This is a genomic window from Acidocella sp. C78, assembly GCF_907164655.1.
Genome location: NZ_CAJQZK010000065.1, coordinates 21911 through 45585, shown reverse-complemented (window position 1 = coordinate 45585; position 23675 = coordinate 21911). Strand labels below are relative to the sequence as shown.

The 23675-nt window shown below is 62.1% G+C and carries 21 protein-coding genes and 2 pseudogenes; 10 read left to right on the top strand and 13 right to left on the bottom strand.

What is annotated here, in order from left to right; translation table 11 throughout:
- The first annotated feature begins 12 nt into the window (after nucleotides 1-12).
- Nucleotides 13-471, top strand: coding sequence for a large-conductance mechanosensitive channel protein MscL (mscL, locus tag ACIDOCELLA78_RS87310; protein WP_201728416.1), 459 nt, complete (start codon nucleotides 13-15; stop codon nucleotides 469-471).
- A 203-nt stretch (nucleotides 472-674) separates the two neighbouring features.
- Here mscL and ACIDOCELLA78_RS87305 read toward each other — a convergent pair whose 3' ends face one another.
- Complete coding sequence (locus tag ACIDOCELLA78_RS87305; protein WP_249675654.1) at nucleotides 675-2972, bottom strand: TonB-dependent receptor; 2298 nt, start codon at nucleotides 2970-2972, stop codon at nucleotides 675-677.
- A gap of 677 nt (nucleotides 2973-3649) precedes the next feature.
- On the opposite strand from ACIDOCELLA78_RS87305, the gene ACIDOCELLA78_RS87300 reads away from it, so the two are divergent.
- The gene (locus ACIDOCELLA78_RS87300; RefSeq protein WP_201728414.1) at nucleotides 3650-4003 is read left to right on the top strand and encodes a cytochrome c; all 354 of its coding nucleotides are present in this window, start codon (nucleotides 3650-3652) and stop codon (nucleotides 4001-4003) included.
- Between the two features lie 211 nt (nucleotides 4004-4214).
- Here the strand turns inward: ACIDOCELLA78_RS87300 and ACIDOCELLA78_RS87295 are convergent, their stop codons facing one another.
- Nucleotides 4215-6137 carry a methyl-accepting chemotaxis protein gene (locus ACIDOCELLA78_RS87295; RefSeq protein WP_201728413.1) on the bottom strand — a complete coding sequence of 641 codons (1923 nt, stop codon included), beginning with the start codon at nucleotides 6135-6137 and terminating at the stop codon, nucleotides 4215-4217.
- A gap of 186 nt (nucleotides 6138-6323) precedes the next feature.
- Complete coding sequence (locus ACIDOCELLA78_RS87290; protein WP_201728412.1) at nucleotides 6324-6887, bottom strand: TetR/AcrR family transcriptional regulator; 564 nt, start codon at nucleotides 6885-6887, stop codon at nucleotides 6324-6326.
- A gap of 126 nt (nucleotides 6888-7013) precedes the next feature.
- Here ACIDOCELLA78_RS87290 and ACIDOCELLA78_RS87285 point away from each other — a divergent pair, with 126 nt between their 5' ends.
- From ACIDOCELLA78_RS87285 to ACIDOCELLA78_RS87275, 3 genes are all read left to right on the top strand, one after another.
- The gene (locus ACIDOCELLA78_RS87285; protein ID WP_249675651.1) at nucleotides 7014-7463 is read left to right on the top strand and encodes a DUF4188 domain-containing protein; all 450 of its coding nucleotides are present in this window, start codon (nucleotides 7014-7016) and stop codon (nucleotides 7461-7463) included.
- Nucleotides 7464-7655: 192 nt separating this feature from the next.
- Nucleotides 7656-7853 (top strand): hypothetical protein, encoded by a 198-nt coding sequence (locus ACIDOCELLA78_RS87280; RefSeq protein ID WP_201728410.1) that lies wholly within the window; start codon nucleotides 7656-7658, stop codon nucleotides 7851-7853.
- A gap of 112 nt (nucleotides 7854-7965) precedes the next feature.
- Complete coding sequence (locus tag ACIDOCELLA78_RS87275; protein WP_201728409.1) at nucleotides 7966-8589, top strand: DUF6969 family protein; 624 nt, start codon at nucleotides 7966-7968, stop codon at nucleotides 8587-8589.
- Nucleotides 8590-8607: 18 nt separating this feature from the next.
- Here ACIDOCELLA78_RS87275 and ACIDOCELLA78_RS87270 read toward each other — a convergent pair whose 3' ends face one another.
- Nucleotides 8608-9780, bottom strand: a complete 1173-nt coding sequence (locus tag ACIDOCELLA78_RS87270; RefSeq protein WP_201728408.1) for an epoxide hydrolase family protein — start codon at nucleotides 9778-9780, stop codon at nucleotides 8608-8610.
- 386 nt (nucleotides 9781-10166) lie between these two features.
- Nucleotides 10167-11201, bottom strand: a complete 1035-nt coding sequence (locus tag ACIDOCELLA78_RS87265; protein WP_201727480.1) for an IS630 family transposase — start codon at nucleotides 11199-11201, stop codon at nucleotides 10167-10169.
- Between the two features lie 86 nt (nucleotides 11202-11287).
- Between ACIDOCELLA78_RS87265 and ACIDOCELLA78_RS87260 the strand changes: the two genes are divergently transcribed.
- Together ACIDOCELLA78_RS87260 and ACIDOCELLA78_RS87255 are read left to right on the top strand one after the other, a co-directional pair.
- Entirely contained in the window at nucleotides 11288-11410 is a 123-nt protein-coding gene (locus ACIDOCELLA78_RS87260; RefSeq protein WP_283770828.1) for a hypothetical protein, read from the top strand.
- An 84-nt stretch (nucleotides 11411-11494) separates the two neighbouring features.
- A complete protein-coding gene (locus ACIDOCELLA78_RS87255; protein ID WP_201728407.1) occupies nucleotides 11495-12367 on the top strand; it encodes an ADP-polyphosphate phosphotransferase in 873 nt (290 codons plus the stop codon).
- Nucleotides 12368-12374: 7 nt separating this feature from the next.
- On the opposite strand, the gene ACIDOCELLA78_RS87250 is transcribed toward ACIDOCELLA78_RS87255, so the two are convergent.
- From ACIDOCELLA78_RS87250 to ACIDOCELLA78_RS87225, 6 genes and pseudogenes are all read right to left on the bottom strand, one after another.
- The gene (locus ACIDOCELLA78_RS87250; protein ID WP_201728406.1) at nucleotides 12375-13097 is read right to left on the bottom strand and encodes an ABC transporter ATP-binding protein; all 723 of its coding nucleotides are present in this window, start codon (nucleotides 13095-13097) and stop codon (nucleotides 12375-12377) included.
- Nucleotides 13094-13234, bottom strand: a complete 141-nt coding sequence (locus ACIDOCELLA78_RS87245) for a hypothetical protein (protein WP_249675675.1) — start codon at nucleotides 13232-13234, stop codon at nucleotides 13094-13096. The genes ACIDOCELLA78_RS87250 and ACIDOCELLA78_RS87245 overlap by 4 nt, the downstream gene beginning before the upstream one ends.
- 165 nt (nucleotides 13235-13399) lie before the next feature.
- Nucleotides 13400-13878, bottom strand: a pseudogene (locus ACIDOCELLA78_RS87240) (ABC transporter ATP-binding protein); the annotation flags it as partial.
- A complete protein-coding gene (locus ACIDOCELLA78_RS87235) occupies nucleotides 13875-14801 on the bottom strand; it encodes a branched-chain amino acid ABC transporter permease (protein WP_201728405.1) in 927 nt (308 codons plus the stop codon). The pseudogene ACIDOCELLA78_RS87240 and the gene ACIDOCELLA78_RS87235, both read right to left, overlap by 4 nt.
- Complete coding sequence (locus ACIDOCELLA78_RS87230; RefSeq protein ID WP_201728404.1) at nucleotides 14801-15703, bottom strand: branched-chain amino acid ABC transporter permease; 903 nt, start codon at nucleotides 15701-15703, stop codon at nucleotides 14801-14803. Before ACIDOCELLA78_RS87230 ends, ACIDOCELLA78_RS87235 begins: the two co-directional genes overlap by 1 nt.
- 31 nt (nucleotides 15704-15734) lie before the next feature.
- Nucleotides 15735-16880: a branched-chain amino acid ABC transporter substrate-binding protein gene (locus tag ACIDOCELLA78_RS87225; RefSeq protein ID WP_201728403.1), complete on the bottom strand. Its 1146-nt coding sequence runs from the start codon at nucleotides 16878-16880 to the stop codon at nucleotides 15735-15737.
- 262 nt (nucleotides 16881-17142) lie between these two features.
- On the opposite strand from ACIDOCELLA78_RS87225, the pseudogene ACIDOCELLA78_RS87220 reads away from it, so the two are divergent.
- Nucleotides 17143-17306 (top strand): annotated as a pseudogene (locus tag ACIDOCELLA78_RS87220) (dihydrodipicolinate reductase C-terminal domain-containing protein); the annotation flags it as partial.
- Between the two features lie 127 nt (nucleotides 17307-17433).
- On the opposite strand, the gene ACIDOCELLA78_RS87215 reads toward ACIDOCELLA78_RS87220, so the two are convergent.
- The gene (locus ACIDOCELLA78_RS87215; RefSeq protein ID WP_249675645.1) at nucleotides 17434-20574 is read right to left on the bottom strand and encodes a Hint domain-containing protein; all 3141 of its coding nucleotides are present in this window, start codon (nucleotides 20572-20574) and stop codon (nucleotides 17434-17436) included.
- A 126-nt stretch (nucleotides 20575-20700) separates the two neighbouring features.
- Between ACIDOCELLA78_RS87215 and ACIDOCELLA78_RS87210 the strand changes: the two genes are divergently transcribed.
- Nucleotides 20701-21528, top strand: a complete 828-nt coding sequence (locus ACIDOCELLA78_RS87210; RefSeq protein WP_201727504.1) for an IS5 family transposase — start codon at nucleotides 20701-20703, stop codon at nucleotides 21526-21528.
- Nucleotides 21529-21720: 192 nt separating this feature from the next.
- Entirely contained in the window at nucleotides 21721-23397 is a 1677-nt protein-coding gene (locus tag ACIDOCELLA78_RS87205) for an IS1634 family transposase (RefSeq protein WP_201727475.1), read from the top strand.
- A 94-nt stretch (nucleotides 23398-23491) separates the two neighbouring features.
- Here the strand turns inward: ACIDOCELLA78_RS87205 and ACIDOCELLA78_RS87200 are convergent, their stop codons facing one another.
- Nucleotides 23492-23662, bottom strand: a complete 171-nt coding sequence (locus ACIDOCELLA78_RS87200; RefSeq protein ID WP_201728401.1) for a hypothetical protein — start codon at nucleotides 23660-23662, stop codon at nucleotides 23492-23494.
- Between the last annotated feature and the right edge of the window lie 13 nt (nucleotides 23663-23675).

Genomic DNA, 23675 nt, shown 5'->3' with positions numbered 1-23675 from the left:
CGGGAGCAGTCAATGTCTGAGTCTTTCAAGCCAAAACGGCCCGCCTGGGTGGATGACTTCAAGGCCTTCCTGATGCGCGGCAACGTGGTCGACCTGGCCGTCGCCGTGGTCATCGGCGCCGCCTTCTCGAATATCGTCAAGAGTTTCGTCGCCGACATCATCAACCCGGTCATCGGCCTGCTGACCGGCGGGGTCGATTTCTCGAACCATTTCGTCACGCTCAAGGGCGCGGTCGAACCCACCCTCGCCGCGGCGAAGAAGGCCGGCGCGGTCACGCTGAACTACGGCGCCTTCATCAACACACTGTTCAATTTCCTCATCGTCGGCTTCGCGATCTTCTGGATGGTCCGTCTGATCACCAAGCTGCACAAGGCACCGGAAGCGGCCCCCGCCGCTCCGCCCGCGCCGACACCGACCGAACACCTCCTCAGCGAAATTCGCGACCTGCTGAAGGATCGCAGCGCGACCTGACCAATGACGCGATCCGAAGCCAATTCGGATCGCGTTTCGATGACCATGCGCGCCGTTGCTGAAGTGCGCGTCGGGAACCCGAGCATGATCCGTTCACGCCGCAAATGGTCCCACGCGCAGCACGCCGGCGGTCTGTCCGCACGGACACACCGAGCAAAGGCGTCCGGCCAGATTGGGCGATCTGGCCGGACCGGACAGTACTCTCAGAACTTCGCGGTCAGACCAGCGATGAACTGCCGCGGCGCGCCCGGCTGGACCAGGATCGCGTTGGCGGTGTTCGTGCCGAGCGTATTCGTGCCGAAATAGCCGCCTTGTGTAATGTATCCGTTGACGTTGTATTTGGTGTCGAAGAGATTGTTGATGTTGAAGGATAGCTCCAGCACCTTGATGCCCCGGGAGAGACTTTTCGGAACCGGGATGTTCGCCGTGATGGAGAGGTTGGCAACATTGAACCCCGACAGCTTGCGCGACGAAACGTTGTTGGTGTTGTTGTTGAAGTAGTGCTGCGAGCCTGTGTATTGATCGAGGAAGCCGAGGGTCACCAGAGTCGAGCCCACGAAGGTGCGGTAGTTCAGGCCGAAATTCAGCAGCATGCTCGGATTATAGGCGATCGGCTCGTTGTGATAGACGATGCCGCCGGTTTCGTATTGCAGATATTTATTGTTGTCGAAGCTCGCATTGACGAAGCCGCGCCAGTGGAAGTTCGGCTCGACCGAGGCATCGAGCTGCACGCCCTGCAGGCGCGCATTCGCCGCCGCCAGTGAGGAGCTGACGATGTTCGCGTGATAGATCGAGATCGCCTCGTCGGTCAGCGTATCGTTGAAGTAGTTCAGATTCAGCGTCGCGTGATGCAAATAGGGCACGTGATTGCTGAACAGCTTGAGGCCGATTTCGTAGTCGCGCGCCTGGATCGGCTTCACGATCGACAGGTTGACCGGGTTTTGCTGATTGGCACCGAACACGTTGTCGGTCGGGTTCTGGTACGAGATCGCCATGCTGCCGTATAACGCGGCCCAGGGGACCGGCTCGTAGCGTAGCCCGATCGAGGGCTCGGCGCGGACGAAGGTTCTCGAGGCATCCCCGGCGCCTATGGCATTCGTGCCGCCGAGAGGAAGATCGTTGTGGAAATCGGTGTGGTAGGACACCTCGGCGATGCCCGGCGTGATCGAGAACCCCTTGAACGGGTGGATCGTGTCTTGCAGGAAGGCATTGGCGTAGGTGGTGTAAAGCGTGAAGCGCTGGATCTGCGCCGGGTTCTGCTGCGTCGATCCATTGCCAAGATAATTATATCCGTCGTAGGGCGAGAAATACCGCTCGTAGATCACATAGCCGCCGAACTTGATGTCGTTATAGGGCAGGTGATAATCAAAATAGAGATTGTCGCCATACTGATTTGTGGTTGGGAAATAATATTCAGTGTTAGCATTTGGCACATAAGCTGTACCTGAAAGCGGCGAATTCGTGCCGTAATTGGTAACACGATAGTGGACGCGATGACCCCAGCGATACCAGAGATTGTTGTGGAAGGTCATGTCCTTCGACAGTGCGATCGACATCTTGCTGTAGAGGATGGTGTCGCGCACCTGCAACTGCTTGAACCAGATATCCGGCGTGCCGGTGCCGTAGAACCCTGTTGTCTGCTGGCTGAAGAGCGGCGAGCCGGAATAGCCGGTCACCGTGACGCCGGGGATCGGCGTCAGCGGAATGAAATTCGGGCGCGGCGCGTATTCGACGTTGTTGTCGTTATAGACGGCGAAGCTGAGCGAGCCGTTGGAAAAATCCTTGACCAGCTTGGCATAGATCGCGTGCGACTGGGCCGGCCAGCTATAATGCCCGACCGAGGTTCCGCCCCAGTAGCTCTTCGCACCGGCATAGCCGCCGCCGATGACACCGCTCCAGCCGTCATATTCGCCGGTGTCGAAGATGAAATGGAGGTTTTCCGTCTGCTGGCTGCCATAGGCGACGCCGACCTGATAATGCGCGTGCTTCGTCGGCTGGACGGGAACATAGTTGATGGTGCCGCCGACCGAGTCGAACCAGCGCGTATCCGGATTGCCCGGGCCGTAAATGACGTTGATGCCGCTGAAGAGCTGGGTGATGGGGATCTCGTTCGAATCCCACTGGCCGTTATGCGAAATCGTGTTGTTCATCGGAATGCCGTCGAACAGCACCGTGAGACCGTTGCGCTCGGCATCGCCATTCGTCGACGACCAGCCGACCTTCGAGCCGCGCAGCTGGATCTGATAGCGCGCGGTGTCGGAATTGCCGCCATAGCCACGGATCTGCACGCCGGGCGCCGCCGAAAGCGCACCGGCCGCACTGGTCGAAGGGCCGAGCGCCTGGATGTCCTGCCGGCTGACAACAGCCTGCGACTGCGCGGATTTGAAGATCTTCTTCTTGGTGAGCTTGACGCTCGATTTGCCCAGATGTGTATAATATTTCGTTGTCGTCGTTGCCGAAACCTGCCCGGCACTGACGGTCTGGGCGTGAGCGTGCGGCATGAGCGCGATAACACTGGCGCCCGCCAACAAGCCGGCGCGCAATGTCGAACTAACGGAAACGATGTGGTATAATTTCATTATCCGGCTCTCTCCCAGAGATAAACGCGGACCACGACACTGATCATGTCGCGGTTTCCAACCAAGCGGTGAACGACACGCCCGCACTTAGAAGGTCAGTTACGTTCCGTCACGTTAAGGTTTGAAGTCATTCATCTGGGTCAGGTAACAATATGGAGCGGACCAACCGGGAATTCTGTTCATTTTATTCCGGAAAATCAGGGAGTTCTGCGATATATGAAATTGATTCTCTACAAAAGATCGAAAATTTGATTTTATATTGGAGAATTTTTCGTTATATTTTTGTTACAAAACCATTGGACGCGACTTGTCTTCCGGACCTCAGGGCCAAAACTCTGGAGCAAAAATTATCATGATGATTTCATCACATTGAAACAAACCGCAACATCCGCAATTTATCTGCGAGAAAGAAAAAATCTGCCTGCTTTTTCGGATTGGTGTTTCGCCAACGGTCTGCACCCTGATTGACACCGGTCATTTCGTTCCGGATACAGGATCGTCTGATGTCGCGGTATGAAAACTTCGTGTCAGATGATCGGCCGTGCGCTGTCCGCCGCGTCCAATCCGGCATCATCCTTCGATCACAGGAGCCTGAAACTATGAAACGCTTTATCGCTGGCGCGATCTTTGCCACCGTGCTGGCTGGCACCGGTTTCGCGCATGCCAATACGGTCGCTACCGGCAAGGCTCTTTACATGGCTCATTGCAGCGGCTGCCATCGTGCCAACGGCGCCGGGGGCGTACATTTCGGCAAGGCCGTTTCCGCAAATCTGCGGGCGCCTGGCCTTGAAACCACCTATCATCACAGCACGAAGCTGCTGGTTCGCGCCATCCTCGACGCGCGGGATGAGGACGGCGATCGGCTCGATCAGCCCATGCCCGCGTGGAAGGGCCGCCTGACCAAAGTACAGGCGCTGGACATCATCGCGTATCTCAAGACCTTGCATTCCTGAAACCGGTCAGACGCCGGCCGCAGTCAGCGGCCGAATGACAGACCATTCGGCCTGACGACACCGGCAAATCCACCCAGTCCCCTTTCCACACTCACTGGTTGGAAAGGGGATTTCATTTTCATCGACGGTCAGCGTTCCTGTTTCAGCGTCACGCGATCACCCGCGACAAAACCATGGCCAACAGAGGGTTTGCGCGAGCCTGCTGAAGCCGTCAGAATTCAGCCCAGGCTTCCTCGGTATTTTCGGAAGCGGCGACAACACCGGCCGGCACGGCGGGACGTTTCCTTGTTGTGGTCACTGGCCGGGAAGACGGGGGGCGCGGCGATGCCGGCGCCGAAACCGGCCCGCCGAGCTTGAACTGCGCAACCCGCTCGGCGAGATGCTGGGCTTCTCCCATCAGTCCGCGCGTCGCCGCGGTTGTCTGCTCCGCCATCGCCGCATTCTGCTGCGTCATCTGGTCCATGTGGCCAACCGCCGTATTGACTTGGTCGAGTCCGGCCGCCTGTTCCTTCGCCGCTTCCGCGATTTCGGCGATCAGCCCGCTCATCGTGCCAACCTCGGCCAAAATCCCGAGCATCGCCTGCTCGGTGTTGCTGACGAGTTTCACGCCGGTCGTCACTTCATGATCCGACTTGCCGATCAGCGCCTTGATTTCCTTCGCGGCATCAGCCGAGCGCTGGGCCAGGGCACGGACCTCGGTCGCGACCACGGCGAAGCCCCTGCCGGCATCTCCCGCGCGCGCCGCCTCAACCCCGGCATTCAGCGCCAGGAGGTTGGTCTGGAATGCGATCTCGTCGATAACGCCGAGAATATCGGAAATCTGCCTTGTCGACGCCTCGATCGCGCTCATTGCGGCGACGGCCTCGCGCATCACTGTGCCCGAGGTTTCGGCGCGTTCCCGCGCGGTGAGGGTCACCTGATGCGCCTCGGCGCTGCTGGTGGCGGTGCGGTTGAGCGTTGCAGTGAGTTCGTTGATCGCGGCGGCGCTCTGCTCAAGGCTGGCGGCCTGCTGCTCGGTGCGGCCGGAAAGATTGTCAGTGGCCTCGGTAATCTCCGTCGAGACCATGGAGATTTTCTGCGCGGCCTCGGCGATCGCGCGGGTCGTCTCGCGCAGGCGATTGACCGCCATGTTGAAATCCTGCCGCAGTTGCTCATGCACGCCGGCGAAGGGCTTGGTGAGCTGCGTGGTCAGATCGCCGTTCGACAGGCCGGCGAGTCCCTGGGCGAGTTCCTTGACCACGAACAGCTGCTGCGCGGCGGCTTCGGCCTTTTCCGCCTCGCTTCGGGCACGCTCCGCCTCTTCTCGCTCGCGCATGGCGGCCGCTTCCTGTTCCAGGCTCAGGGTCTTCCGGGCATTTTCCTGAAAGACCGCGACGGAGCGCGCCATGTCGCCGATTTCGTCGCGACGGCCGACCTCGACCTCGACATCGAGATCGCCGCGCATCAGCCGCATCATGGTGCCGCCGAGGGCGCGCAGCGGCCCGGTAACGCCGCGGCGAATGATGATCTGGGCGATCGACATTACCATGATGAAGCCGACAATCAGGCTGATGAAGGTAACGATGATCGTATGTCGGGTTTCCTGCGACATCTGCGCAAGGCGGGCGCTGGTCAGCCTGTCCATCCTGGTGCGCTCGGCGATCATGTCCGCCGTGAGGGACGGCAGCGACGCGATGCAGTTGGTCAGCAGGCGCTCGCGGGTCGGGAGATCGGTCAATACATCCGTACTGCCATTCACCGGCGGCGTCGCCGCGACACAGCTCTGCTGCGCCAGGGCATTGCCGCGCCGCTTGAAGGCTTCCAGCGTTCCGCGCTCGGACGGCAGGGCCTTGATGGCGCCGTCAAGCATCGTGTTGAAGAACGCCACCGACTGCCGGGCCCCCTCGCCTGCCTTGTCGTAGGTATTCGGCGTCGTGGCCAGCGCCTGCCACTCAAGATCGACCACGAAGGTCTGGATGGCGCGGTTGGCGAGAATTTCGAGCACCTCGGCGCGGGCCACGGTTTTGGTGATCGCTTCGGCGTTGCGATCGATCCGGGCGATGGCAAGGCTGGAATAGATGCCGGCCGCGAGGGCGAAGACGGCAAACAGGGCAAGAACGAGGTTGAATTTGAGGGATATGGACAGCGAGCGCATGCGATCTTCCATTCGTCATCATCGGCTTGCGCACCCCGGCGGACACAGGCCGTTACTCATAGAGATCACCTGCGGCATGGTTCGTGGTCTCCTTCCGTCCGCCGCAATACCGGGACGTTCAAAGTTATATCCCATGCACATGTTTAGAATTGATTAGCGCCTTTCGGGTGCCGGCCGCTCTCGCCTCTACGCATCCAGATTCAGCAGCGAGATGATCCGCGCCGCAAGGGCGGCCGGGTCGGGTGCTGCGATACGTTGCTCGACGATCAGCGCGGCAAGGCCATGAACGATCGACCAGGCGGCGAGCGTGACGGCGGCGGCATTCGCAGGCCCGACGCGCTGCGCGACGCGATCGGCCAGCACCGCAAACGCGCCGTGCCGGGCCGGGGGCCCGGCGCTCATATTCCGCTTTGCATGGACGCCGCTGAACATCAGCCGGAACAGATCCGGATGGGCCACGGCGAATTCGACATAGGCGACTCCCTGCCGGCAGAGCGCAACCCGGTGATCGGGATCGGTATCGGCGGCGCGGAGATCCGCTTCGAGCAGGCCAAAGCCGTGATCGGCAATCGCGGCCAGCAGGGCGCTCTTGTCCGCGAAATGACGATAGGACGCGGTAGGGGAAACGCCCGCGGCGCGCGACGCAGCACGCAGGGTAAGGCCGGCCACCCCCTCGTCGCGGAGCAGGATCGCGCCCGCCTCGATCAGGCTCTGACGCAGGTCGCCATGGTGATATTTTGAAGTTGACATCGTTAACATTTGCATGAGATGTTGACATTGTAAACATGAAATTGCGCTCCGGGCGCGACGACAAGACTCGCCAATCGGGGCAGATGACCCCGACCGGCCAATCACCCTATCAGGAGCGGGATTATGATGACCCAGGCTGAAATCGCGGACCTGTCGGCGTATCCCGATCTGGTCGTTGTCTTGCTGGGAATGAAAGTCAGGAAACTCGCCGGCCTGCGCACGCTGTTCGGCGTCGGCCGGCCGATCGGGGCGATGGCGCGACTGGGCCCGGACGGGCTGCTGCACCACGAGACATTCCTGTGGCGCATCAACCATGTCGGCATACGGCAATACTGGCGCGATCTGGAGTCGCTCGAACGCTTCACCCGCAGCGAGCCGCACAGGCTTTGGTGGCGCGCGTTCAGCGCCGATACCGGCGGGACCGGGATATGGCATGAGGCCTATCAGCGCGGCGGCGGGATGGAGGGAATCTATCTCGATCTGGACCTTAAGACGGGGTTCGGCGCGTTCGCGCCCCTGAAGACGCGCGACCGCGACACTGCGTCGTCGCGCCAGCGCCTGACCGGGCGTCCCTGATGTGAATGGAGCCGGATATCGAATTCGGGCCGGGCATCGCACGATCGCAATTCTGCCCGTGGCTCCGGACACGATCAGGCGAGCGAGGAAAGGTTTTGCCGCCGCCGGGTGTAACCTTTGGGGAATTCGAACATATTTGGGAGAAGCGAATGCGATTGGCGCATGCGCGGCCCCATTACGGAAGCAGTCAGAATGAAACTCAAAGCCTCCATGCTCACGCTCGGCACCGCAATCAGCCTTGGCGGGCTCGTCGCCGCCACCGTTCCGACCCCGGCTTTCGCGGCCTGCTCGGGGAAGATGTCGAATTGCGGGGGCAAGAAGACCAGCCAGAAGGGCGGGCAGCAGAAGCCGGCGCACGCCATGAAAAAAGGGTGTTGCGGCAGCAAGTGACAACCACCTTCCCCTGAGAGCGGATGCATGGCGGCCGGTACGATGCTCCGGCCGCCGGCAGACGGCACGGGAGGAGATATGCAACCGGCGACAGCGGCGAGCTGAGGACCCCGTGACATTCAAGGACAAGGCCGCGGCGGCCGTGGATCTCGTCGCCGCGTTGGGCGAGATCGAATCTTCGGGCCGAAACCTGGTGACCGCCCTGCTGGGGACCGCGCCGTTCGTCGAATTCGAGCATTATCCTCCCGATGACGTTCGCGATCCGGTGACCGGGGCGCAGTATTACTTCCATGCCCATCGCGGGCGGATCGAAAGCGGGCATATCCACTGCTTCCTGCGCCGGAAGAGCAAGGCGGGGATGACGCATGTGCTTGCCATCGGCCTCGATGATCATGGCCGCCCCTGCAGGATGTTCACCACCAATCTCTGGGTCACGAATGACGATTATGTGAAGGCGGAGCGCCTGATCACGCAATTGCACCGCATGGCCTGGCGGGATGCTCCGGGGGATGCCGGCATCAACAAGGCGCTCGGCGCGCTGTTCAGGCTTTATCGCCCGCAGATCGCGGCGCTGCTGCGCCGGCGGGACCGGCGGCTTGCCCGGCACGCGGCGCGGATCGCGCCGCTTGACCCCAAGACCGACGAAAGGCTGGAAATTCTCAGCTCCATGCGGATCGACCTGCCCGCCACGCTGGCGCGGCTGCGCGATCGGCTGGAACCGATGCCGGGCGGCTGAGCCCGCAGCCGGCGGCGTTCAGGACGGCCCGCTCGCGCGCAGGGGATTGAAGAACGCGAGAATATCCTCCGCCAACAGGTCCGGCTGCTCCATCGCGGCGAAGTGCCCTCCCCGCTTCATCACGGTCCAGCGCCTGATATCGGTGAAGACGCGAGCGGCCACCGAACGCGGCGGGCGCAGGATTTCATGCGGAAATTCGGCGTAGCCCATCGGCACGTCGATCGTGGTGCCGGGCGGCTGGATGACGCTGCCATGGGCGCGGGCATAATAAGGCCAGAAGGATGACCCGATGGCGCCGGTGAACCAGTAGAGCGAGATGTTCGCGAGCATGCGGTCGCGATCGATCGCGCGCTCGATGACGCCGCCGCAGTCCGACCAGGTGCGGAATTTTTCCACCATCCACGCGGCAAGTCCGGCCGGCGAATCGACCAGCGCGAAAGCCAGAGTTTGCGGCTTGGTGCCCTGAATGCTGGTGTAGGCGGTCTCCTCCCGCGTCCAGTCGTCGAGGCTGTCGAGATAGCGGTTTTCCTCGTCGGTATTGTCGGGCGATGCGGAAATCGCGTTGCGGGTGGCCATGAGATAGTTCAGGTGTATTCCCAGCAGGCGTTCCGGATACACGACGGCAAGCCGGCTGGCGACTCCCGAACCCCAATCGCCGCCCTGCGCGCCGAACCGCTCGTAGCCGAGCACATCAGTCATCAGATGCGCGAGGATGTCGGCCATTCCGGGAACGCCGTGGCGCTGCTGGCCCGGCCGGAACGAGAGGGTGAAGCCAGGCAGCGACGGCGCCACCACCGTGCAGGCATCGGCGGGGTCGCCGCCGAACCGGGCGGGATCGGTAAGGCGGGGAATGATGTCGAGAAACTCGAAGACAGATCCGGGCCAGCCATGCATCAGCAGGAGCGGCATTGGCGAAGGGCCGCGGCCTTCCACATGCAGAAAATGCAGCGGTGCGCCGGCAATCTCGACGCGGAACTGCGCGAAGCCGTTGAGCGCGGCTTCCTGTGCGCGCCAGTCGAACCGGGTTTCCCAATAGGTCGCGAGTTCGCGCAGATAGCCGACATCGGCGCCGTATGCCCAGGGCGCTCCGGGCACTTCGTCGGGCAACCGGGTGAGCTGGAGCCGCTGGCGCAACGCGCCGAGCGCGGTCTCGGGAACGTTCAGGCGAAATGGCTCAGGTCCCGCGATCATCTATCCCCCATCCTTAATCCGGGCACAGTCGCCGTGCAGAGCCGGCGCCGGAGCGTGAAACCATAGCATCATCCGATCAGATGGAGTCATCTGGTCGGATAAAGATGCTTTTTATCAATACCATAGAGCAACGAGGCACGAAACCTTGCACGGATCGGCGCGCCAGGCGCGCAACCAGATTTTCGCGCTGAAGTTGCATATCACAAAGTTGCCGCGGCATGACTGCTCTATTGCAGCACCCCCCGCCATCCCGATCAGTCCGCCGGCAACACCATGAACCACCGTATTTTCCGTTTGCGTGAATCCTTAAAGCGCTCTAATTATCGTTAATAATACTATCAACAATCGTTCACTAATTGAGAACTTTTTAACTTTTCTATATTTACTCAGCAGTCGGTAATATAGGCGACAGTTGGTGCTTTGAAGAATGATTGCACGAGACGTGGTTTGCGCTTGATGGCGGCGAGTTGGGCTTCGATTTTGTCCTGAAGCTTTTCGCCTTGGCGTAGCGGAGTCCGGGCGACGCCCGTCCGCTTCATGTGGCTCCAGACCAGTTCATCTGGGTTCAGGTCAGGGGCGTAGCCTGGCAGAAAATGCAACGTCAGCATTCCATTGGTCGACGCCACGTAGGCTTTCACCAGCGCTGTTTTGTGGGCAGGCAGCCCGTCGAGGACCAGGTGCACCGGCCTCGTGCGGTGCCGCATCATCCGGCGTAGCAGCGCTACGAACAACTCAGCATTCAGGCCGCCTTCATAAGTGCAATACCAGAACCCGCCGCGGGCTGTCACCGCCGAGGCGGCGCTGATCGATTGCCGTTGGCCCGGACGCTCGACGATCGGCGTCTGTCCCTTCACGCCCCAGGTCTTGCCATGCACGGCGTCGGCCCGAAAGCCGGACTCGTCCCAGAAAAAGACCTCGCCGCCACAGGACTTGGCCTGCCTGGCGATTTCAGGAAACCGCTCACGTCGCCATGCCTCGATCGCCTCCGGATCGCGCTGATAGGCACGCTGCAACGGCTTTTGCGGCGTCAGGCCCAGTTTCGACAGCAGTTCGCCCACAGCCGTCACACCGAGTTTGATACCAAACTTGCGCTCGATCAGTTCGGCCACAACGTGCCGGGTCCACAGCCCGAAATCCAGGCCGTATTGGCGCGGATCGCGGCCATTGATCCAACGCAACACCTGCTGCTCCTGGCGCGGCGTCAGACGCCGCGGCCGGCCGGTTGCCGGCCGTGACCGCAAGGCTTTCACCCCGACCCCAGGCTTCGATGCCGCGCTGAGCCATTTATAGATTGTTGTGCGGCTGAACCCGTATGAGGCAATCACCAAAGAGGCCGCTTCGCCCTCGCGCACCCGCTCTACAGCCATCAGCCGGATGGTTTCCAGGGTGCGATGATCAAATCTGCGACCGTCCCGTTTCATGCCAGAATTATATCATCCCCGCAAACATACGACTAGCAAAATGTCGTCTTAATTACCGACTGGTGAGTAAATCCCGTCGAGATCACATGAACACAACATTCCCGCCACGCCGCAAGATTTTTTTACGACGTCACTACCTGTTTGGCCTGCCACCACGTTTTCTGCTGGCCACAGGTCTGGCGCTGATCATCCTTCCGTTCTTTTCCTGATCGGGACCAACGCGACCTGTCTTTGACACGCCTCCGGCAGCGGCTCAGTGTGAGCGGCACCAGATTTCAGTCCGGAGTGTTGCCATGGCCATAAATTCAAGGCAGTTCCGCATCCAGCCCAGCGTGCCAATCGACCTGTCGTCCTGGCCGACCGCCATCGATCCGCTGTTCGATTCGAAAGGCGCGTATCGCACCGAGCTGGACGATCACGTCAAGCGGCTCAGCGAAATGCAGCAATTGCTTTACGCCTCGAACCGCCACGCCGTGCTGATCATTTTCCAGGCGATGGACGCGGCCGGCAAGGATGGCGCGATCAAGCACGTGATGTCCGGCGTGAACCCGCAGGGCTGCCAGGTCTTCAGCTTCAAGCATCCGAGTGCCGTGGAACTCCAGCACGACTTCCTCTGGCGCACGACGCGCAACCTGCCCGAACGCGGGCGGATCGGCATCTTCAACCGCTCCTATTACGAGGAGGTGCTGATCGCGCGCGTACACCCCGAAATCCTCGCCAACGAAGGCGTGCCCGAGCCGCCGAAGGAGGTCAGCTCGATCTGGGATCACCGCTACCGCTCGATCAACGATCTCGAACGCCACCTCTCCGGAAACGGCACGAAAATTGTCAAGATCTTCCTGCACATCTCGAAGGAGGAGCAACTGCGCCGGCTGATCGACCGGATCGACGATCCCTCGAAGAACTGGAAATTCAGCACCGCCGATGTCGAGGAACGGAAATTCTGGAACGACTACATGGCCGCGTATCAGGACTGCCTGAACGCGACCAGCACGGTCGATTCTCCCTGGTACGCGGTGCCGGCGGACGACAAGCGCAACGCCCGCCTGATCATCTCGAACATCCTGCTGGAGACCATGCAGGAGCTCGACATGAACTATCCCAAAGTCAGCGGCAAGCGGAAGAAGGAACTCGCCCGCATCCGCGAGGATCTCGCGAAATCCTGACGTGTCGTCAGGCTTTCTTACGCTCGCCGCCCAGATAGGCGGCCTGCACCTCAGGCGAGGTGAGCAGCGTCTTCGCATCGTCCTCGATGACGAAGCGGCCAACCTCCAGAACATAGCCGCGATCGGCGAGTTTAAGCGCGCTGCGGGCGTTCTGCTCGACGATGAGGATGGTGACGCCGCTATCGGCGATCTCGCGCAGGGTGCGGAAAATGCCCTGGACGATGATCGGCGCGAGGCCGAGGCTCGGCTCGTCGAGCAGCAGCAGGCGCGGCTTGGCCATCAACGCCCGGCCGATCGCCAGCATCTGCTGCTCGCCGCCGGACATCGTGCCGGCGAGCTGGCTGCGGCGCTCGGCGAGGCGGGGGAACATCTCCAGCACGAAGTCGAGCGAGCCGGCGACCTCGCCCGCCGGGCGGGTGAAGGCGCCGAGGCGGAGATTCTCCATCACGCTCAGCGTGCCGAACACCCGCCGCCCCTCGGGCGACTGGGCAATGCCGAGGCGGACGATCCGGTCCGCCCCCATGCGGGTGATGTCGGTGCCATCGAAGACGACCGACCCGCCGCGCGGCGACAGCAGCCCCGAGATCGTGCGCATCAGCGTGGTCTTGCCGGCGCCATTGGCACCGAGAATGGCCACGATCTCGCGCGATTCCACCCGCAGCGAGACGCCCTTCAGCGCCTCGATCTGACCGTAATTAACCTTGAGATCGGCGATTTCGAGCAGGCTCACGATACGCCCTCCTCCTCGTCGTCATCGCGCCCGAGATAGGCCTCGATCACCTGCGCGTCGTTGCGGATGTCGTCCGGCCCGCCCTCGGCGATCTTCTGGCCGAAATTGATCACCACGATCTTGTCGGCGACGCTCATCACCACGTTCATGTCGTGCTCGACCAGCAGCACGGTGATGCCGCTGTCGCGGATGCCGAAGATCGTCTCGCTGAGCGCGGCCGACTCATTGTCGTTCAGGCCGGCGGCCGGCTCGTCGAGAATGATCATCTTGGGATCGGCCGCCAGCGTGCGGGCCAGCTCGACGCGGCGCTGCACGCCATAGGGCAGCGAGATCGCGCGGTCATGCGCGAACTGGTCGAGATCGAGCCGGCGCAGGATCTCGTGCGCGCGGTCGGAAAGCTCCGCCTCCTCGCGCCGCTGCGACGGCAGGCTGAGCAGCCCCTGCCACCATTGCTGGCGCACCCGCAGGTGGCAGCCGGCGCGAACGTTTTCCAGCACCGACATTTCGGGAAACAGCCTGATGGTCTGGAAGGTCCGCATGATGCCGGCGGCTGCGACGAGATGCGGGCGGCGGGCGGTGATGTCCTGCCCCTCGAAGCGGATGCTGCCTCGGTCGGCCGGTAGACGCCGGTGATCATGTTGAACACGGTCGTCTTGCCGGCGCCGTTCGGCCCGATCAGGGCGACGATCTGCCCTTTGTCGACGGTGAAGGAGAGCTTGTCGACCGCGCGCAGCCCGCCGAAGCGGATGCCGACCCCCTGGAGTTCCAGCAGCGCGCTCATGCCCGCGCCCCCCGCCGCGGCCACAGGCCCTGCGGGCGCAGCACCATCACCAGGATCATCGCGAAGCCGAAGACCAAGTAGCGGTATTGCGCGAAGTCGCGGAAGACCTGGGGCAGCACGAACATCAGCGCGGTGCCGAGCAGCACGCCGGGAATCGAGCCCTGGCCGCCGACGATGACGATGGCGAACAGCGTCACCGATTCGGTGAACTTGAAGGAGGACGGGCTGACCGTGGAGAGCTGCACCGCAAACAGCGTGCCGGCGAGGCCGGCGAGCCCGGCGCCGATGGCGAAGGCGAGCGTCTTCACCTTGCGCGGATTGACACCGATCGTCGTCGCGGCGAGTTCGTCCTGCTTGAGATAGCGCAGCGCGCGACCGAATTCCGAGCCGTCGAGATTGCGCATCAGCACGAGCACGATGCCGAGCACCACCCAGTCGAGCCAGTACATCGCGCTCTGGCTCTCGATCTGCAGACCAAACAGCGAGGGCACGCCGATGCCGGTGATGCCGTCCGACCCGCCGGTGAGGCCGAACAGGTCGTTCTGCATCGCCAGCACGAAGATTGCGTTGAAACCGATGCTGGCGACCAGCAGGTAGTCACCGCGCAGGCGGATCAGCGGGGCGGCAAGCAGGGCGCCGAACGCAGCCGCGAGCAGGATGGCGAAGGGGATGGTCAGGAAGATCGGCCAGTTGAAGGTGACGTTCAGGATCGCCGTGACATAGGCGCCGATGCCGAAATAGACGGCGTGCCCCATGTCGAACATGCCGGCGCGGCCGAGGATGATGTCTTCGGACAGGGCGACGATGCCATAGATCGCGAAGATCGCGGCGACGGAGACCCAGGCGCTGTTCAGCGCGAGCGGCAGGAACAGGCCGAGGATCCAGACGGCGATGCCGACATTGCGGGTTGCGGTTGCGCTCATCACACCTTCTCCGCGACGCGTTCGCCCAGAATTCCCGAAGGCCGCACCAGCAGGATTCCGATCAGCAGCGCGAAGGTGATCGCATCCTGCCAGGAGCTGGAGAGGTAGCCGGCGGCGAAGGCGTTGAAGAGGCCGAGCAGAATGCCGCCGAGCATCGCCCCCGGAATGTTACCGATGCCGCCGAGTATGGCGGCGATGAAGGCGTAAAGCCCGTAGGTCCAGCCCATGGTGAAATAGACTTCGCGATAATAGACGCCGACGAACAGCCCGCCCACCGCGCCGAGCGCCGGGCCGATGATGAAGACGCTGGCGATCACGCGGTTGACGTTGATGCCCATCAGTCGGGCGGCGTCCTGGTCGATCGCCGCGGCGCGGATCGCGGTGCCGAAGCGGGTGTGGTTCACGAACAGATAAAGCGCCGCCATCAGAACGAAGGAGACAACAATGATCATCACCTGCACGAAGCTGATCGAGGCGCCCGCGATGTGAAACGTGATCGCCGGCAGCAGGCCGGAGGGAAATACGCTGACCTGGGGGCTCCAGATCAGCATGATTCCGTTCTCGATCAGCAGCGATGCGCCAAGCGCCGAAACCACGGCGGCGAGGCGGTCCGCCTTGCGCAGCGGCCGATAGGCGGCGAGTTCGAGCACGACGCCGGCGACCGCCACCACCACGACCGCCGCAACGAAGGCGAACACCAGCAGGGCGGCGCCGGGATGGCCGGCACCGCCGAGCGAGGTAAGGAAGGTCAGGCCGATGAAGGCGCCGAGGATGCAGAGATCGCCATGGGCGAAGTTGATCAGGCGCATCACGCCATAGACCATCGTGTAGCCCAGCGCGATGAGCGCGTAGATGCCTCCGACCGTCAGGCCGTTGAAGACCTGCTGGATGAACGTTCCCATGGCGATGCCTCCTCCGCGCGCGATCGGGTCGTCAGCCGGCCTTGGGGGCCGGGTAGACGATCGTGTAGCTCCCGTCGGCATTCACCTCGAAGGCGGTGAACGGGCTGCCGACGCGCTTGCCCTTGGCGTTCCAGCGGAACTGGCCGGTCAGGCCATCGAAGCTCTTCATGTTGTGCAGGTAATGTTCGAGCTTCGCCGGCTTGACGCTCTTGGTCTGCTCGATCGCCTGCATCACCGCGCGCATGCCATCGGCATTGGTGAGGGTGAACACCGAAGGCGGGCTCTGGTGATATTTCGCCTTGTAGGCGGCGACGAAGGCCTTGGCGGCGGGATAGGGAAGCTGTTCCGGGCCGGGGACGTTGACGATGATGGCGCCCTTTGCCGCTGAACCGGCGATCTTGCCGAAGGCGACGTTCTGGTTGGCGTCACCGCCGACAAAGGCCGCGTTGATGCCGAGCTGGGCCATCTGCGCCTTGATCAGCCCGCCATCCGAGTAATAGCCGGAGAAATAGATCGCGTCCGGCTTCAGCGCCTTCAGCTTGGTCAGCACCGGGGTAAAATTCTGCGAGCCGGCGGAGATGAAGGACTTGTCGATCACCTTGCCATGGTCGGCCTTGATGTTCTGTATCACCGCATCGGCGAGGCCGGTGGCGAAGCTCGAATGGTCGGTCAGCACCGCGATGCGCTTGAAGTGGCGGGCATCGACCATGTAGTGCGCGGTGAATTTCGCCTCGGCGCTGTTGGGCGCCGCGTTGCCGAACCAGGTCTTGTAGCCGCGCGCGAGCAGCTTGTTGCTGGTGCCGTCCGAGGTCTGGATAACGTTCGAGCGCGCATAGATCGGCTCGGCCGCGAGGGCGGCGCCGCTGGTGTAGGAGCCGACCACGGCAATCACGCCATCATTGACCAGCTGGCGCGCGCAGATGGCGGCTTGGGAGGCCTTGCCTTCATCGTCGCAGGCCTTGACCTCGATCTTGCGGCCGAGCAGGCCGCCCTTGGCGTTCTGCTGCTCGGCCAGCAGCTTCACGGCCTTTTCGATGCCCTGCCCCTCATCGGCATAGGCGCCGGTGATGGGCGCCTGCACGCCAATCTTGATCGGCCCAGAGGCGGCATGGCTGACAACGGTGGCGGCCACCAGTGCGATTGCCGATGCCAGCCCGATCCCCGTTTTATGTTCCATCGCGATCTCCTTGCGTCATACGACTGCCCAAGCCTGTCGCAACCGCGCCCGCATTGCAACCTTTTGCGGACGAAGTAAAACACCATGAATGATCGGTCGCTGCGGAAAAAGGCCGGAAATCTTATTACAATTCCTGCTATCGATCTGCCCGATCTCTCTGGCATCATATAATTTTGATCTGTATTTTTTAAATAAAAACGAAAAATATTCGTCCCATGACTGCCCTGCCCGCTCGCAGAATCGAAACGAATTTCGATTTCAGAAATTCATCGGCAGCCACGGCGCCATCTTCACCAGCGCCGTCGAGTTGATCACGCTTGCCCATCACGCGCTCGACCGGCGGGTTTTCGCCGAGAGTGCGGTCCGCGTCGCGCTGTGGCCGGCCGGCCGGAAACCTGGCGCTGCGGCATGCCCGACCTGCTCGGGCCTGTGGCGCAACATCCGAACGGGCTCGTGACAAAAAGGCCCGACCAAGCGTCTCGCCTGGTCGGGCCTCTGCAGTCACGAACCGCGCCCTATCGAGTGGCCTGGGCGCGGTCCAAAAGTTCGAGCGTCAGCCGCGAGCCGCCATACGGCTGCCGGTAATGACAGGATATGACAGCGTGCTCGCAACGGTAATCTCTACGTCCCTGCCCCGCACCAGATCAGCCGGGATCACTGCGGCGCCATTGGTCCACCGACCGTTGGCCTCCACATCATGCCAGCCTTCCGCAAGGCGGGGATGATCGAGCGCGATCAGTTCATCCCCGGCCTTCAGCGCGCCGATCTTGACACCCAGCTCGCGGCGATCGCGCGGATCGGCGGTCAGTTCTCCAGGGACAGCAACACGGGATGCGATCACCACGCTGCCGTCAGCACGATAGATTGTTGCGATGTCGGCCTCGGACGTCATCTCGATCCCGGCCCGGTCGAGAATCCGCGCCCGGACCCGCTCGACGACTGCGCCATGGTCGGCAAACGGCGCGCAGCTGCGTGTCTCGCGCAAGGTCTGCGCGAAATCCGGATGCAGGATGAGCGCCTGGCCGCCATTCTCGAATGCGGCGCGGTTTCCGGTTTCGAGGTAGCTTTCCGCCGCCATCCCCTCGGCGAGCAGCACCGCGTGGAACGGCAGTTCAACATGGAAGTAGGTCACCTCGCGCATCTCGATTTGCCGGATTGTTACGCCGTTGACCAGGATCTTGGCCGGGATCAGCAAGCCATCGAGATAGAAAGCGTGATCCGGAGACACAACCAGATCCCGCGCGGGCACACCCTCCGCGATGGCGTGCGCGGAAATGACGATCGGCTGCACCGTTTCCGGCCGCGGATGGCGCGTCAGATCGATGGTACGGCGCCCAAGCCAGACGACCGGCGCCGTGCCGCCATCATGCAGAATGACGGTTTCTCCGGCTGAAAGATTTTCCACCGGCACCGGGCCGCGCGCCGTCGCGATAAGCGTCCCTTCGGCAAAACACGGGTTGTTCGGGCTGGAGCTGGCGCCTTGGTCCAGGGTCAGGCCGGCGCCGCCGGGAACGATGGTCGGATTATAGATCTGGCCGCCGCTCGAGACAGTGACCGTTTGCGTGGCATAACCGCTGTTGAAGAACGTGTCCCCGATCGACTCGCCGCCCGAGGAAATCGTCACCGGGTCCGAATTCAGCAGGTTGCCGCTGGTCACGCCACCCGAGTTTACATAGAGATAACCGTGGGTGAGGATCGAGTTCAGCAGTTCGCCGCCGCTATTCACGCTGACCGTGTTGCCGCCGTTTTGAGCCGGCGTGTTCAGGCCGGAAACAACAGCACCAGACTCCACAATCAGCGTCGTGTTCGCGCCAAGCGCGATCGGACCATTATATGTGGTGGCGCCGCTCTGATAGACCGTACCTGTTCCGGTGCTTACCGCCGACCAGGTGCCGCCGGAGAGGATCGGCACATTGTTCTGCGCATTGCCCGATTTGTCGAGAAATCCACCGACGACATTGGTCCCCGCATTGGTGACCGAACTGATCAGACCACCCGCCGTCGCGGTATTGTTCGAGGCCGTCGCACCGGAACTGATAACCAGATATCCACCGCTCGTAACCGTGGCGCCGGAAATGGTGGCCCCGCTCTGAACCGTCGGACCATTGCTGTCGGTGAAACCGCTGCTGGCGACGTTGATATAGGTGTCGTTGATCGACGAACCGCCGGACGAAATCGTTTCCAGATTGGAGTTGAGCACGTTGCCGCTGGTAACGCCGCCAGAGGAAACATTCAGGATGCCGTTGATCAGCACCGAGCTGAGCAGCGTTCCGCCGGCGCTGACATTCACGGTATTATTGCCGTTGTAAGGCGCCGGGGTCAGCAGGCCGGAGACAACAGCGCCGCTCGAGATATTCAGCGTCGCACCCGCATCAAGCGCGACCCTGCCCGTGTAGGTGGTGCTTCCGCTCTCATAAACCGTTCCGGAACCGGTGCTCACCGCCGACCAGGTGCCCGATAGAACCGGCACATTGGTGACTTGGCCACCATTGATATCGACGAACCCCCCGACGACATTGGTCCCCGAGTTGGTGATCGAACTGATGAAGCCGCCCACCGTTGCCGTATTGTTCGAAGCGTTCGCACCGGAACTGATAACCAGATATCCACCGCTCGTAACCGTGGCGCCGGAAATGGTGGCCCCGCTCTGAACCGTCGGACCATTGGCGTCGTTGACGCCGCTCCCCGAGATATTCGCGTAGATGTCGTTGATCGACGAACCGCCGGACGAAATCGTTTCGGCGTTTGAGTTCAGCACGTTGCCGCTGGTAACGCCGCCCGAAGAAACGTTGAGAAAACCATTGATCAGCACCGAGCTGAGCAGCTCGCCGCCGGCGCTGACATTCACGGTATTGTTGCCGTTGTAAGGCGCCGGGGTCAGCAGGCCGGAAACAACAGCGCCGCTCAAGATATTCAAAGTGGCGCCTGGTTCGAGAGCAACCTGCCCCGAATAGGTGGTGCTTCCGCTCTGATAGACTGTTCCGGAGCCGGTGCTCACCGCCGACCAGGTGCCGCCGGAAAGGATCGGCACGTTGGTAACGGTACCTGAACGATAGTCGAAGCCGCCCGAGACCGCGTTTCCGGAACTGACAAATCCACCGACCCCCGCGATATTGTTCGACAAGGTCGCGCCAGTGTTGGCGGACAGAACGCCGCCACTGACCGCGGTGTTGCTGGTCGCTGTGGCGCCGGACTGGACGTTGACCGTGGCGCCGCTGGAAATGACCGAGTCAAGAACCGTGCCACCCTGCGAGACGGTCGCGTTAGTGGCGCTCGTGAGGACCGAGCTAAGCAGTTCGCCCCCGGAGGACACATTGATCGCCGCATTGGCGCCGCTCGAAACCGTCAGCCCGGAGACAATCGCGCCATTCTGAATATCCAGCGTTGTGTTGCCCAATACCACAGGACCGCTGACCGTCGTGCTGCCGCTGGTATAGACGGTCGCGCCACCGGAATTCACCGCCGACCACGCAGAAAATCCGGTCAACACTGTTGGCACCGGCATGTAGGGCTGATCGACAATTGCACCGGTCTGGTAATTCGCCGTTGCGCCGGCACTGACGAATGTGCCTGATACAATGCCACCGGAGGAAACGTTGACCTGCCCGTTAGTGCCGGTCACGGTGTTGTCGAGGCTGGCACCGCCCGCGGATACCTGCAGGTTGGCCCCGTTGAGAACGGAGCTTTCCACCACGCCGCCACTCGAAATTTGAATTTGTGCGCCCGTGCCTGACCCGACTTAGAGCCGGACCGAAAAAGATAGTTGAGCGATTTCAGTAAGTTGTGATTCAGTTCGTTTGCGAAGACGGACGGAGACACGATGACCTGGACTGAAATCGCTCGGCGACGATATTGCCGGGCCGGATTGCGCTACGCAAGCGACCTCACCGACGCTGAATGGGCCATGATCGAGCCGTTCATGCCCGCTCCGCAGCATCGAGGCCGACCCCGAAGGGTGGCGCTTCGAAGGATTGTGGAGGCCATCTTCTACATGCTGGCAACCGGCTGTCAGTGGCGCCAGATCCCGAAGGAATTCGCTCCGTTCACCACCGTGCAGGGGTATTTCTACCGCTTCTGTCGTGACGGCACGTTCGATCGCATCAATCACGTCCTAGTCATGCAGGCGCGGGAAATGGCCGGACGCGAGGCTTCACCCACAGCCGGTGTGATCGACAGTCAGTCGGTCAAGACCACCGAAGCCGGCGGGCCGCGCGGGTTCGATGCCGGAAAGAAGATCAAGGGCCGCAAGCGCCACATCATCACAGATACAATCGGCCACCTCGTCGGTGCCGTCGTTCATCATGCCGGTATTCAGGACCGCGACGGGGCGCCCGACGTGCTCAAATCCGTCAAATCCCTGTATCCCTGGTTGCGGCACATATTCGCTGACGGCGGTTATGCCGGTCCTAAACTCAATGGACGCCTCGCCAAAATCGGCAAATGGACCATACAGATCGTAAAGCGCTCCGACGCCGCGAGCGGGTTTGAACTCCTGCCGCGGCGCTGGGTGGTAGAAAGAACCTTCGCCTGGCTCGGCAGATGCCGACGTCTCGCAAGGGATTTCGAGGCCACCGTTACCAGCGCCACCGCATGGCTCTTCCTCGCCCATATCCGCCTGCTCACACGAAAAATCGCCCGTCACCGATAGTCGCACTACCATTCAGATTCGGGCTCTTAAACAGTCAAACCCGGAACGATACGGTATCGTAAGTTGAGATCTTTGATTTCACTCGAGATTTTCGTAGGCACGTCGGGATTTTGCAAAAACGTGGTGCTAAATAATTGCGTAAATTGCTTCTTTTAACTTGATTTATGATTGGTTTTCGGCTGCCAATTCGGCATGTTCGTGCGCGAGAAGCGAATCAACGGCTACAGCTACCTTTATCTGGTCGAGAGCGTCCGTGAGGACGGGCGCAGCAAGCAGCGCATCATCAAGAACCTGGGCCGGAAGGAAGTCGTCCTGGCCGATGGAGGTCTCGACCGCCTCGCCGCCTCGATCGCGCGCTATGCCGACCGTGCCTCGGTCCTGGCCCAGCTGGCGGCAGGCAATCCGGACGGGCTGAGCTGCAAGCGGATCGGCGCGCCGCTGTTGTTCGGCCGACTGTGGCAGGAGAGCGGGATCGCTGCTGTGTTCGAGGAGCTGCTGGCCGGGCGGCAGTTCGAGTTCCCGGTCGAGCGCGCGGTGTTCGCCACCGTGCTCCACCGGATCATGGTCTCGGGCTCGGATCGCGCCTGCGACAAATGGCTCGAGGATTACGACATTCCCGGCACCGAGGAGCTCGGCCTGCATCACCTCTACCGCGCCATGGCCTGGCTCGGCGAAGAGCTGCCGGACGAGGAACAGGGGGATGCCACGCCCTTTGCGCCACGGACGGTGAAGGATCTGGTGGAAGAGCGTCTCTTCGCCCGACGGCATGATCTGTTCACCGACCTCTCGGTCGTGTTCATGGACACCACCTCGCTGTATTTCGAAGGTGCCGGCGGCGAGACGCTGGGCGCGCGGGGCCACTCCAAGGATTACCGCCCACAGCTCGCGCAGATGATCCTCGGCGTGGTGATCGATCAGGACGGAAGGCCAATCTGCACCGAGATGTGGCCAGGAAACACCGCCGATGTCTCGGTGCTGGTGCCGGTGATCGACCGCCTGCGGTCGCGCTTCGGCATCGGCCGGGTCTGCGTCGTCGCCGATCGCGGCATGATCAGTGCCGCGACGATCGCCGCGCTGGAGGAGCGCGGGCTGGAATACGTGCTCGGCGCAAGGGAACGCACCGACCGCATCGTCCGCGAGGTGGTGCTGGCCGATGAGCGCCCCTACACCCCGCTCTGCCTCGAGCGCGCCGGTGGCGACGAGACCCAGCTCTTCATCAAGGAGGTCAAGGTCGCGGGCAAGCGCTATATCGTCTGCCGCAACGAGGCGGTGGCCATCGAAGAGGCCGAGACCAGGCGCAAGGTGGTCGCCGCCCTCGATCGTCAGCTGACGCGCGGCGATAAGGCGCTGATCGGCAACTCCGCCTATCGCCGCTTCCTGCGCCCGGTCAGTGACGCAAAGCCCGGCCGCAAGCACAAGCTGTTCGAGATCGACGCCGGCAAGCTCGCCGAGGAAGCCCGCTTCGACGGCGTCTTCGTGCTGCGCTCCAACGCCCGGATTTCACCGCTGCAGGCGGTGATCCGCTACCGGGACCTGCAGAATGTCGAACGGCTGTTCCGTGTCGCGAAGGCGACAATGCGCACCCGGCCAATCTACCATTCCTCCGACGCCGCCATCCGCGGCCACGTCTTCTGCTCGTTCCTCGCGCTGATCCTGCACCAGGCGCTCGACGAAAAACTCCGCCGGGCCGGCAAGCGCGTCGAATGGGCCGATCTCCTGCGTGATCTCGACCGCCTCCAGGAGGTCACCATCAGCAAGCGCGGGCAGCAGATCGTCCTGCGCACCCCAGCAACCAACTCGATCGGGCCGATCTTCAAGGCCGCCGGCGTCGCCCTGCCAGCCAACGTGCGAGACGCATCCGCTTCCTGATCCAAATCCTCCCGAAAGCCGCAGGGTGTGGTGCTAAGAAACCACGCGCCCACAATACATGGCTGTTTTCATTGGACTATTTTCAGGTCGCTGTTCAAGTCGGGCCTGAATTGGTCAGCCCGCTGACAACCGCGCCCTCTTCAACGACGAGCGTCATATTCCCGTCAAGAACGACGGCACCGGTAACGGTTGCGCCATTGCTGAGAAACTGAAGCGTACCGTTGGAATTTACCGCGGACCAGGTCCCACTCAAATTTGTCGTCATGTTCAATTCCTTT

Excerpts from the sequence above, each read along its gene's own strand:
- ACIDOCELLA78_RS87230 (WP_201728404.1), bottom strand. The coding sequence starts at position 15,703 with ATGGGAACGTTCATCCAGCAGGTCTTCAACGGCCTGACGGTCGGAGGC.
- ACIDOCELLA78_RS87200 (WP_201728401.1), bottom strand. The coding sequence starts at position 23,662 with ATGACGACAAATTTGAGTGGGACCTGGTCCGCGGTAAATTCCAACGGT.
- ACIDOCELLA78_RS87235 (WP_201728405.1), bottom strand. The coding sequence starts at position 14,801 with ATGAGCGCAACCGCAACCCGCAATGTCGGCATCGCCGTCTGGATCCTC.
- ACIDOCELLA78_RS87205 (WP_201727475.1), top strand. The coding sequence starts at position 21,721 with ATGTTCGTGCGCGAGAAGCGAATCAACGGCTACAGCTACCTTTATCTG.
- ACIDOCELLA78_RS87280 (WP_201728410.1), top strand. The coding sequence starts at position 7,656 with ATGAAACTCAAAGCCTCCATGCTCACGCTCGGCACCGCAATCAGCCTT.
- ACIDOCELLA78_RS87255 (WP_201728407.1), top strand. The coding sequence starts at position 11,495 with ATGGCCATAAATTCAAGGCAGTTCCGCATCCAGCCCAGCGTGCCAATC.
- ACIDOCELLA78_RS87260 (WP_283770828.1), top strand. The coding sequence starts at position 11,288 with ATGAACACAACATTCCCGCCACGCCGCAAGATTTTTTTACGACGTCAC.
- ACIDOCELLA78_RS87285 (WP_249675651.1), top strand. The coding sequence starts at position 7,014 with ATGACCCAGGCTGAAATCGCGGACCTGTCGGCGTATCCCGATCTGGTC.
- ACIDOCELLA78_RS87225 (WP_201728403.1), bottom strand. The coding sequence starts at position 16,880 with ATGGAACATAAAACGGGGATCGGGCTGGCATCGGCAATCGCACTGGTG.
- ACIDOCELLA78_RS87300 (WP_201728414.1), top strand. The coding sequence starts at position 3,650 with ATGAAACGCTTTATCGCTGGCGCGATCTTTGCCACCGTGCTGGCTGGC.
- ACIDOCELLA78_RS87210 (WP_201727504.1), top strand. The coding sequence starts at position 20,701 with ATGACCTGGACTGAAATCGCTCGGCGACGATATTGCCGGGCCGGATTG.
- ACIDOCELLA78_RS87305 (WP_249675654.1), bottom strand. The coding sequence starts at position 2,972 with ATGCCGCACGCTCACGCCCAGACCGTCAGTGCCGGGCAGGTTTCGGCA.
- ACIDOCELLA78_RS87270 (WP_201728408.1), bottom strand. The coding sequence starts at position 9,780 with ATGATCGCGGGACCTGAGCCATTTCGCCTGAACGTTCCCGAGACCGCG.
- ACIDOCELLA78_RS87290 (WP_201728412.1), bottom strand. The coding sequence starts at position 6,887 with ATGTCAACTTCAAAATATCACCATGGCGACCTGCGTCAGAGCCTGATC.
- ACIDOCELLA78_RS87265 (WP_201727480.1), bottom strand. The coding sequence starts at position 11,201 with ATGAAACGGGACGGTCGCAGATTTGATCATCGCACCCTGGAAACCATC.
- ACIDOCELLA78_RS87245 (WP_249675675.1), bottom strand. The coding sequence starts at position 13,234 with ATGAGCGTCGCCGACAAGATCGTGGTGATCAATTTCGGCCAGAAGATC.
- mscL (WP_201728416.1), top strand. The coding sequence starts at position 13 with ATGTCTGAGTCTTTCAAGCCAAAACGGCCCGCCTGGGTGGATGACTTC.
- ACIDOCELLA78_RS87295 (WP_201728413.1), bottom strand. The coding sequence starts at position 6,137 with ATGCGCTCGCTGTCCATATCCCTCAAATTCAACCTCGTTCTTGCCCTG.